The organism is Spiroplasma sp. hy2 (assembly GCF_044714365.1).
GTDB lineage: Bacteria > Bacillota_I > Bacilli_A > Mycoplasmatales > Mycoplasmataceae > Spiroplasma > Spiroplasma phoeniceum.
The window spans coordinates 1-7,496 of sequence record NZ_RXFZ02000033.1 but is presented as its reverse complement, the minus strand read 5'-3'; the positions used below and the strand labels follow the sequence as shown (position 1 = coordinate 7,496).

The following is a 7,496-nucleotide window of genomic DNA, read 5'->3' as shown; positions in this document are numbered from 1 at the left end:
RTTTAAAAAATTTAAAGCAAAATCATAATCTTACACAAAATTAGTTTTCAAATTGTCATATTGATGATTTTTTTTATTTCATCAAGAGTTTTCGACAAAATTAAAGTAAAACAAAGGAATTTATTAATATTTACCTAATTTACCAAAATTTACCAAAAAAAAAGAAAAAAATATAATTTTTAGAATTCTTATCCTCTTTTTTAAAAATCCCGTGTTATAAATAAAGTACTATATGGCAACATATAGTAAACAAACAGAGCTTATCATTACCTGATGGATGGGCCTCCTAAAAGGTAATACTCAAAGATAGGTATCCGTTAGTAAATAGTTTTTTCTAAAAGGCATTTCTAAACAAGGAATGCCTTTTTATTTTAATTTTTGACAATAATTACAAAAATAAGTTCCTCGTCCATTGACAAAAATTTTATCAATTAATTTATGGCAATTAACACATTCCATTTTATTACGCCCCTGTACTTTTAATTGTTGTAAAAATTTACCATCCATTCCTGGTTCAGGATGATAAGTTGCAATCGTTGTTCCTCCTTCATCAATGGCTTTTTGTAAAACTAATTTTGTATTGTCAATAATATTTTGATAATCTTGATCAACTAAATTTTTTGTTCTTTCACCAGGATGAATTTTAGAAGCAAATAAAATTTCATTGGCATAAATATTCCCAATTCCAACAATAACATTTTGTTCCAATAATGTTGTTTTAATCGGCTGTGATTTATTTTGCCAAGCATTTTTTAAATATGAAACTGTAATTTTTTCATCAAATGGTTCATATCCTAACTTATTCAATGGTGCTTGTTGTAAATAATCATTTTTATTATATAAATGCATTGTCCCAAATTTTCTTGTATCATGATAACGTAATTGAAATTGATGATCAAGTTCAAATAAAACCATAATATGTTGTCATTCACCATGTTCATCTTTTAGTGTAAAATAATATTTGCCTTCCATACGTAAATGACTAATTAAAACATAATCATCCAATATAAATAGTAAATGTTTCCCCATTCGATCAATTCGATTAATTTTTTGTTTAACAATTTTTTTTATAAATTTCTTTGAATCAAGAGGATATTTTATTATTTTATTTCAAAAAATTTGACAATCAGTAATTGTTTTTCCAACAACATGTTTTGTTAAAATACGACGGACCGTTTCAACTTCTGGTAATTCTGGCATATTGTTCCTTCTTTCTTAATTAATAATTTAATTTTATTTTTATATCTAATAAAAATCAAGATGCTAATAAGTAATTAAAATTATAAAAAGTGATATGATTTAATTTTATTTTAAATCATATCAACTTAAACCAGTTTTCATATCAACTATTAACTTTACATTTAATTTAGTAGAATCTTCCATCAATGTTTTAACAATTTTTTGCACTTGAATTAATTCAACTTGCGGAATTTCAAAAATTAATTCATCATGAATTTGTGCAATAATTTTTGCTTTTAAATTTAATTTTAAAAATTCTTGGTCAATATTTTTTAAAGCAATTTTAATAATATCCGCTGCACTACCTTGAATTGGCATATTCATTGCAATCCGCTTCCCAAATTCACGTTGCATATAATTACGGTCATTAATTTCTGGGACATAACGTTTCCGATTAAAAATTGTTGTAACATAACCATTTTGTTTACAAAACTCAACTTGTTGATCAATAAAAGCCTTAATTGTTGGAAATTGTTGATAATAATTATTAATTATTGCTTTTGCTTTTGCAACAGAAATATTTAAATCAGTTGCTAAACCAAAATCACTAATTCCATAAATAATCCCAAAATTAACAGCTTTCGCACTACGACGAATATTCGGTGTAATTTCATTTTTTGATAAATTAAAAATTTTCATTGCAGTATTAGTATGAATATCTTCATTCTTATTAAAAGCAGCAATTAAATCTTGGTCTTTTGACATATGTGCTAAAATTCGTAATTCAATTTGTGAATAATCACAAGATAATAAAACATTATTTGGCGATGAAACAACAAAAATTTTTCGTACCTCTTTTTGAACATCATCACGAATACTAATATTTTGCATATTAGGTTCCACAGATGAAAGCCGACCAGTATTTGTTAAGGTTTGTTTATAAATTGTATGAACTTTCCCATCAGCAAAAATATATTTTTCCATCCCTTTTAAATAAGTTGAATATAATTTTTGATACTTTCGATAATCTAATATCTTTGGAATAATTACATGGTTATTTTTTATTTCTTCTAATGTTTCTTGTGCTGTTGACCCTTTTTTCCGATCAGGTAATGAAAGATCTTGAAATAATAATTCTGAAATTTGTTTTGGTGAATTAGGATTAATTTCTTTTTGTGCAATATCATTAATTTCATTATTTAATTCTTGCACAATTTTTTCAATTCGTAAGGTTTGTGTTATTAATTCATGTTGGTTAACTTTAACACCATTAATTTCCATTCGTGCTAATGCAAAAGCGGTTGGTAACTCAATCTTATAATATAAATCATATTGCTGATTAGCTTTTAATAACTCAATAATTTTTGGTCTTAATTTATGAATGTACGCTGCTTTTTCACCAATAAAATGACTTAATTTAATTACATCAGCAGGAATTTGTTTTTTAACCCCTTTGCCATAAAATAATTCATCAGTCAAAATTTGTTTTTTTTCAAATAAATTAATATAAGTATCTAAACTATTTTTTGCATTTGAATTATAAACATAACCAGCTAGCATCATATCATATTCAATATTTTGAACAAAAATATTATCACGAGCTAAAGCAACAATTAAACTCTTTGCATGATAAGTTAACTTTTGATATTTAGTATCATTTAAAAATTGATGTCATAGTTTATCATGCTTTGCATGAATATAATCAAAATAAAAAACACCTTTCGAATTAACAATTCCAAACCCAATAATTTCTGCAGTATGATAATTTTCATCTAATAATTCTAAATAAACAGTAGTGTTATTTTCATTAAATTCGGAACATCATTCTTCAATAATTTTTACTGTTATATTTGAGTTTTCGGTACTATTATCTTGATTATTAAACAACTTTGTTACAAATGAATTCATATTATATTTTAAATAAAATTGCATTAATTTTTCTTGATTTGGTGAAAACTGAGTAAAAGCAAAATGTTCTAAATTAATATCACAAAAAATAGTAGCTATCTTTTTGCATAATAATGCACTTTCCTTATGATTTAATAAATTTTGTTGTAATGCACCCTTAATTTGCTCAATATTATCATATAAATTTTCAATTGAATGATATTCCTTAATTAATTTTATTGCTGTTTTTTCACCAACCTTTGGAACACCCTTTAAATTATCGGAAGGATCACCCATTAGCCCTTTTAAATCAGGAACTTGTAATGGTGTAATTCCCCATTTTGCTCTTAAAGCCGTTTCATCAATAACATCAGCACTGTCGCCTTGCGGTGGCACTAAAATATTTGTTTTATTAGTAATTAATTGATATAAATCTTTATCACTTGAAAAAATATCAACATAAAAATCTTCTTTTTCAGCCAGCACTGCTAAACATCCTAATAAATCATCAGCTTCATATCCTTCTTGCTCTAAATATGGAATTTGATAACTATCTAAAAATTCTTTTACAATTGGAAATTGTACAATTAATTCATTTGGCGTTTTACTCCGACCATCTTTGTAGTCAACTAATAAATCATGACGAAAATTCTTTTTTCCTTTATCAAAAGCAACAACAACACTATAGTAGTTATTTGTTTTTAATATTTTATTCAACATATTGGCAAATGCATAAACAGCATTTGTTGGTGTTCCATCCAAACTTTTTAACATCTCGCCATTATACGCTGTGGCATAAAATGCTCTAAAAAGCAAAGAATTTCCATCAATTAACAATACTTTTTTCATTTTACAATCTCCTCATTTATGTTCAATTATAGCCTAATTTAATTTTAAAATATACTTTAAAACTAAATTATCAAGCCAAAAAAGCACCGCCACTACCAGAAAGCATTACATTTGAATATTCTTGCTTTAGTATAAGATAAAATTTTTTTAACTCTGGATTAATTTTAAAAGCGGGCTGTTGTAACATATTAAAATAAAGATTATTAATTATTTTTTTTGTTTTATAGTATTGATAATTATGATCAAATTCTTGATAAACCTCTTTTGTGATTGATGATATTTTTGAATCAATAATTTTAAGATTTGGGATTTTATACTTATTAATTTGATGCATTGTTAAATACTTAATTTTATGACCATAATCAGAGATTATTGCTGGTTTTTCTAAATAAAAAAATAAAGCATCGGAACTAAGACTTTGAATTAACTTTTTAATTTTCCAAGAATAATAATTAATATTAAAAAAATGACAAATAAGTTTAATCATTGCAACAGCATTACTAGCAGAATAACCAAGACCAGAACCAATAGTTGTATTTTTAATTAAATTAATATGAACTGGAGTTGATTTAAACTTAGGGAACATAACAACAAATTTATGATATGCTTCCAAAATAGTATTATTATTTGAATCTAGTTCTTTTTTATTACAAGTAAAAATTGTTTGTTTACCTTGATAAGGCAATAACTCAACAAAATCATATTTTTCCTTATAAGGAAAAATAATACTTTTAATATGGTGCATTTTTTTAAATTTATGTTTGTGAAAAACCTCTAAAGTTAAATTAAACTTACCATATGATCTAATTTTCATTTTTATAGTTCTCCCTTAGTTTGTTTAATTTCATTATATAAAAGATAAAAATCATTTAAACTTAAATTTTCTGAACGCAAATTTAATGCATAGTTTAATCTTACCAAAATATCTTCGGCTAAAATTTTATTGTTAATAATAATTGCTAAGTTATTTAAAATTGTTTTTCGCTTTGTTGCAAACATCATTCGAATAAATCTAATAAATTCTTCATCATTTATTAATAAAGAATATTTTTTATTCAATTTAAATTTTAAAACAATACTATCAACTTTTGGTACTGGAACAAAATTATTACGACCAACTAAGGAAACTTTTTCAATGTCACTATAAAATTGACAAACAACAGAAAGACTACTATAGTTTTTTGAATTTGACTGAGCCATAATTCGTTCACCCACCTCTTTTTGCATCATTAAAATAATTTCTTTTACTTTTGGATTATTTATTTTTAATAATTTAAAAATAATTGGTGAAGTAATATAATAAGGAATATTGGAAATAATACTAATTGGATTATTATCTAAAAATTCTGTTAAAAATAATTTTTCTAAATCAATGGTTAAAATATCTGCCTGGAGAACAGTTAAACCCTGATCTTTAAATTTTAATGTTAAATATTCTACTAAAGTTGAATCAATTTCAACACAAACAAGTTTGTTTGCTTTTAATAAAATAGAACTCGTCAAAGCACCCATTCCTGGACCAATTTCTAAAATATTTGTGTTTGGTAAATCAAATGCACTATCAACAATTAAATTAATAAAATGAGGATTTGTTAAAAAGTTTTGTCCCTTACTCTTTTTAGCTATTATTTCTTCGGCACGCATTTCTTGGTTTTGTTTCTTCATTATTTCTCCTTTAAAATATCAATTAAATCTTGTTTTTTAACATTCATATAATTTAGTCATTTAAATGTTGTTTTATTATTAGTTGGCATTAAGTTATAGTACTTAATAATTTTTTCGCGTTTTACTTTTGAATCAACTAAATTAATATAATCACTTCATTGTAAATTATCAACTGGCTGGTTTGAAAAACTAATTAAATTATTAATACTATTTTTAATTGCATCTTCAGATGCCTCAGCAATTCCAACTTTTTTACCCTTGGTTGCATTATTCTTACTTATAAAAGCATGCATGCAGTTGTTTTCTAAATAATCACTAATAATTTGACGTAATTTTTGTCCAGGATAATCAGGATCAGTAAAAATAATTACTTTATTATTTAAACTAATTTTTTTGATCAATGCTAATTTTTCTTTTGTAATCCCACTACCGCTAGTTTCAATTGTTTTAATATTAGGAAAAATACTTTTTAACTTTGTTGAATCTGTCTTACCTTCAACAATCACAAATACTCCCATTTTAGCCTTCACTCCCCGATAAACACCTTTTTCATTTACTTATTCTGATTTTATAGTATAATTATACTAGACTGTTATATTAAAATAATCATAAATTTTAAATATAGGAGTAGGAGGCAAAAAGAAATATGGCTAATTATAAATTTGGAAAAGACTACTCGTTTTTAGCATTAGACTTAGGGACAGCTAACACAGTAGCCTATGTATCAGGTCAGGGAATTGTTTATAACGAACCTTCGATGATGGCATATGACACTTTAAGTAACTCATTAATTGCCTTAGGAAATGAAGCATACAAAATGGTTGGAAAAACGCATGATCATATTAGAATGGTAACACCATTAGTAGACGGAGTTATCTCCGATATGGAAGCGGCTCAAGATTTGTTAAAACACATTTTTAGTAGATTAAAATTATCAGGAATTTGAAAAAATTCACTAGTAATATTGGCATGTCCAAGTAGAGTTACCGAATTAGAACGTGGTGCTTTAAAAGCTATTGCAAAAGATATGGGAGCAAGTCACGTTTTAGTAGAAGAAGAAGTTAAACTAGCAGCATTAGGAGCTGGCATTAATATTGGTCTAGCACAAGGAAATTTAGTAATTGATATTGGTGGGGGAACAACAGATATTGCAATTATTTCAGCTGGTGATATTGTAATTTCAAAATCAGTTAAAGTTGCAGGAAAACACTTAGATCAAGAAATTCAAAAATATATTCGTGCTGAATACAATGTGCTAGTCGGAATTAGAACGGCTGAACAAATTAAAAAAGAAATTGGTGCATTAGTTAAAATAATTAATGAAAAACCAGTTCGTGCCTTTGGTCGTGATATTATTACGGGATTACCACGAGAAGTATTAATTAAACCTGAAGAAATTAAAAACGTTTTATTAGCCCCTTTTTCAAGAATTACAGACTTATTAGTAGAAATATTAGAACAAACACCACCAGAATTAGCTGGTGATGTTATTAGAAATGGTATTACCATCTGTGGAGGAGGAGCTTTAATTCGTGGAATTGTAAAATATTTTGAATCAATTTTCCAATTAAAAGTAAAAGCTGCAAATGATCCATTAATGTGTGTAATTGATGGTGCTAAAACTTATGAAAAAAATTTAGGTGCTGTAATTGAAAGAATTCAATTACTTGATGCAAATGAATACAAAATTTCATAAAAAGTATATTTTTAAAATATACTTTTTTTATTTTCCAAAGAACTAATATCATAAAAAATAACTAAAATTTTTAAAAAAGAAAAAAGAAACTTGAAATTATCATTTTTAATCTTTAATTTTGTCGAAAACTCTTGATATTTATAAAATATACCTAAAATTAGGTATATTTTTAATATATGGAGGTAAATAATTAATGAAAAAAATAATTACAGAANNNRAW

The 7,496-nt window shown here is 25.5% G+C and carries 6 protein-coding genes; 1 reads left to right on the top strand and 5 read right to left on the bottom strand.

Features of this window, described 5'->3' with window-relative positions; all coding sequences use genetic code 4:
* Positions 1–366: 366 nt before the first annotated feature.
* The 5 genes from mutM to rnmV form a co-directional block, all read right to left on the bottom strand.
* Positions 367–1,200 carry a DNA-formamidopyrimidine glycosylase gene (gene mutM, locus EHV01_RS01960; RefSeq protein ID WP_422065973.1) on the bottom strand — a complete coding sequence of 278 codons (834 nt, stop codon included), beginning with the start codon at positions 1,198–1,200 and terminating at the stop codon, positions 367–369.
* Positions 1,201–1,305: 105 nt separating this feature from the next.
* Entirely contained in the window at positions 1,306–3,915 is a 2,610-nt protein-coding gene (gene polA, locus EHV01_RS01955; protein ID WP_422065972.1) for a DNA polymerase I, read from the bottom strand.
* 67 nt (positions 3,916–3,982) lie between these two features.
* On the bottom strand, positions 3,983–4,729 hold the full coding sequence (locus EHV01_RS01950; RefSeq protein ID WP_422065971.1) for a 4-diphosphocytidyl-2C-methyl-D-erythritol kinase: 747 nt from the start codon (positions 4,727–4,729) through the stop codon (positions 3,983–3,985).
* A 2-nt stretch (positions 4,730–4,731) separates the two neighbouring features.
* Positions 4,732–5,580 carry a 16S rRNA (adenine(1518)-N(6)/adenine(1519)-N(6))-dimethyltransferase RsmA gene (gene rsmA, locus EHV01_RS01945; protein ID WP_422065970.1) on the bottom strand — a complete coding sequence of 283 codons (849 nt, stop codon included), beginning with the start codon at positions 5,578–5,580 and terminating at the stop codon, positions 4,732–4,734.
* Positions 5,580–6,098 (bottom strand): ribonuclease M5, encoded by a 519-nt coding sequence (rnmV, locus tag EHV01_RS01940; RefSeq protein ID WP_400248769.1) that lies wholly within the window; start codon positions 6,096–6,098, stop codon positions 5,580–5,582. The genes rsmA and rnmV overlap by 1 nt, the downstream gene beginning before the upstream one ends.
* A 128-nt stretch (positions 6,099–6,226) precedes the next feature.
* Between rnmV and EHV01_RS01935 the strand changes: the two genes are divergently transcribed.
* A complete protein-coding gene (locus EHV01_RS01935) occupies positions 6,227–7,276 on the top strand; it encodes a rod shape-determining protein (protein WP_400248764.1) in 1,050 nt (349 codons plus the stop codon).
* Positions 7,277–7,496: the final 220 nt, after the last annotated feature.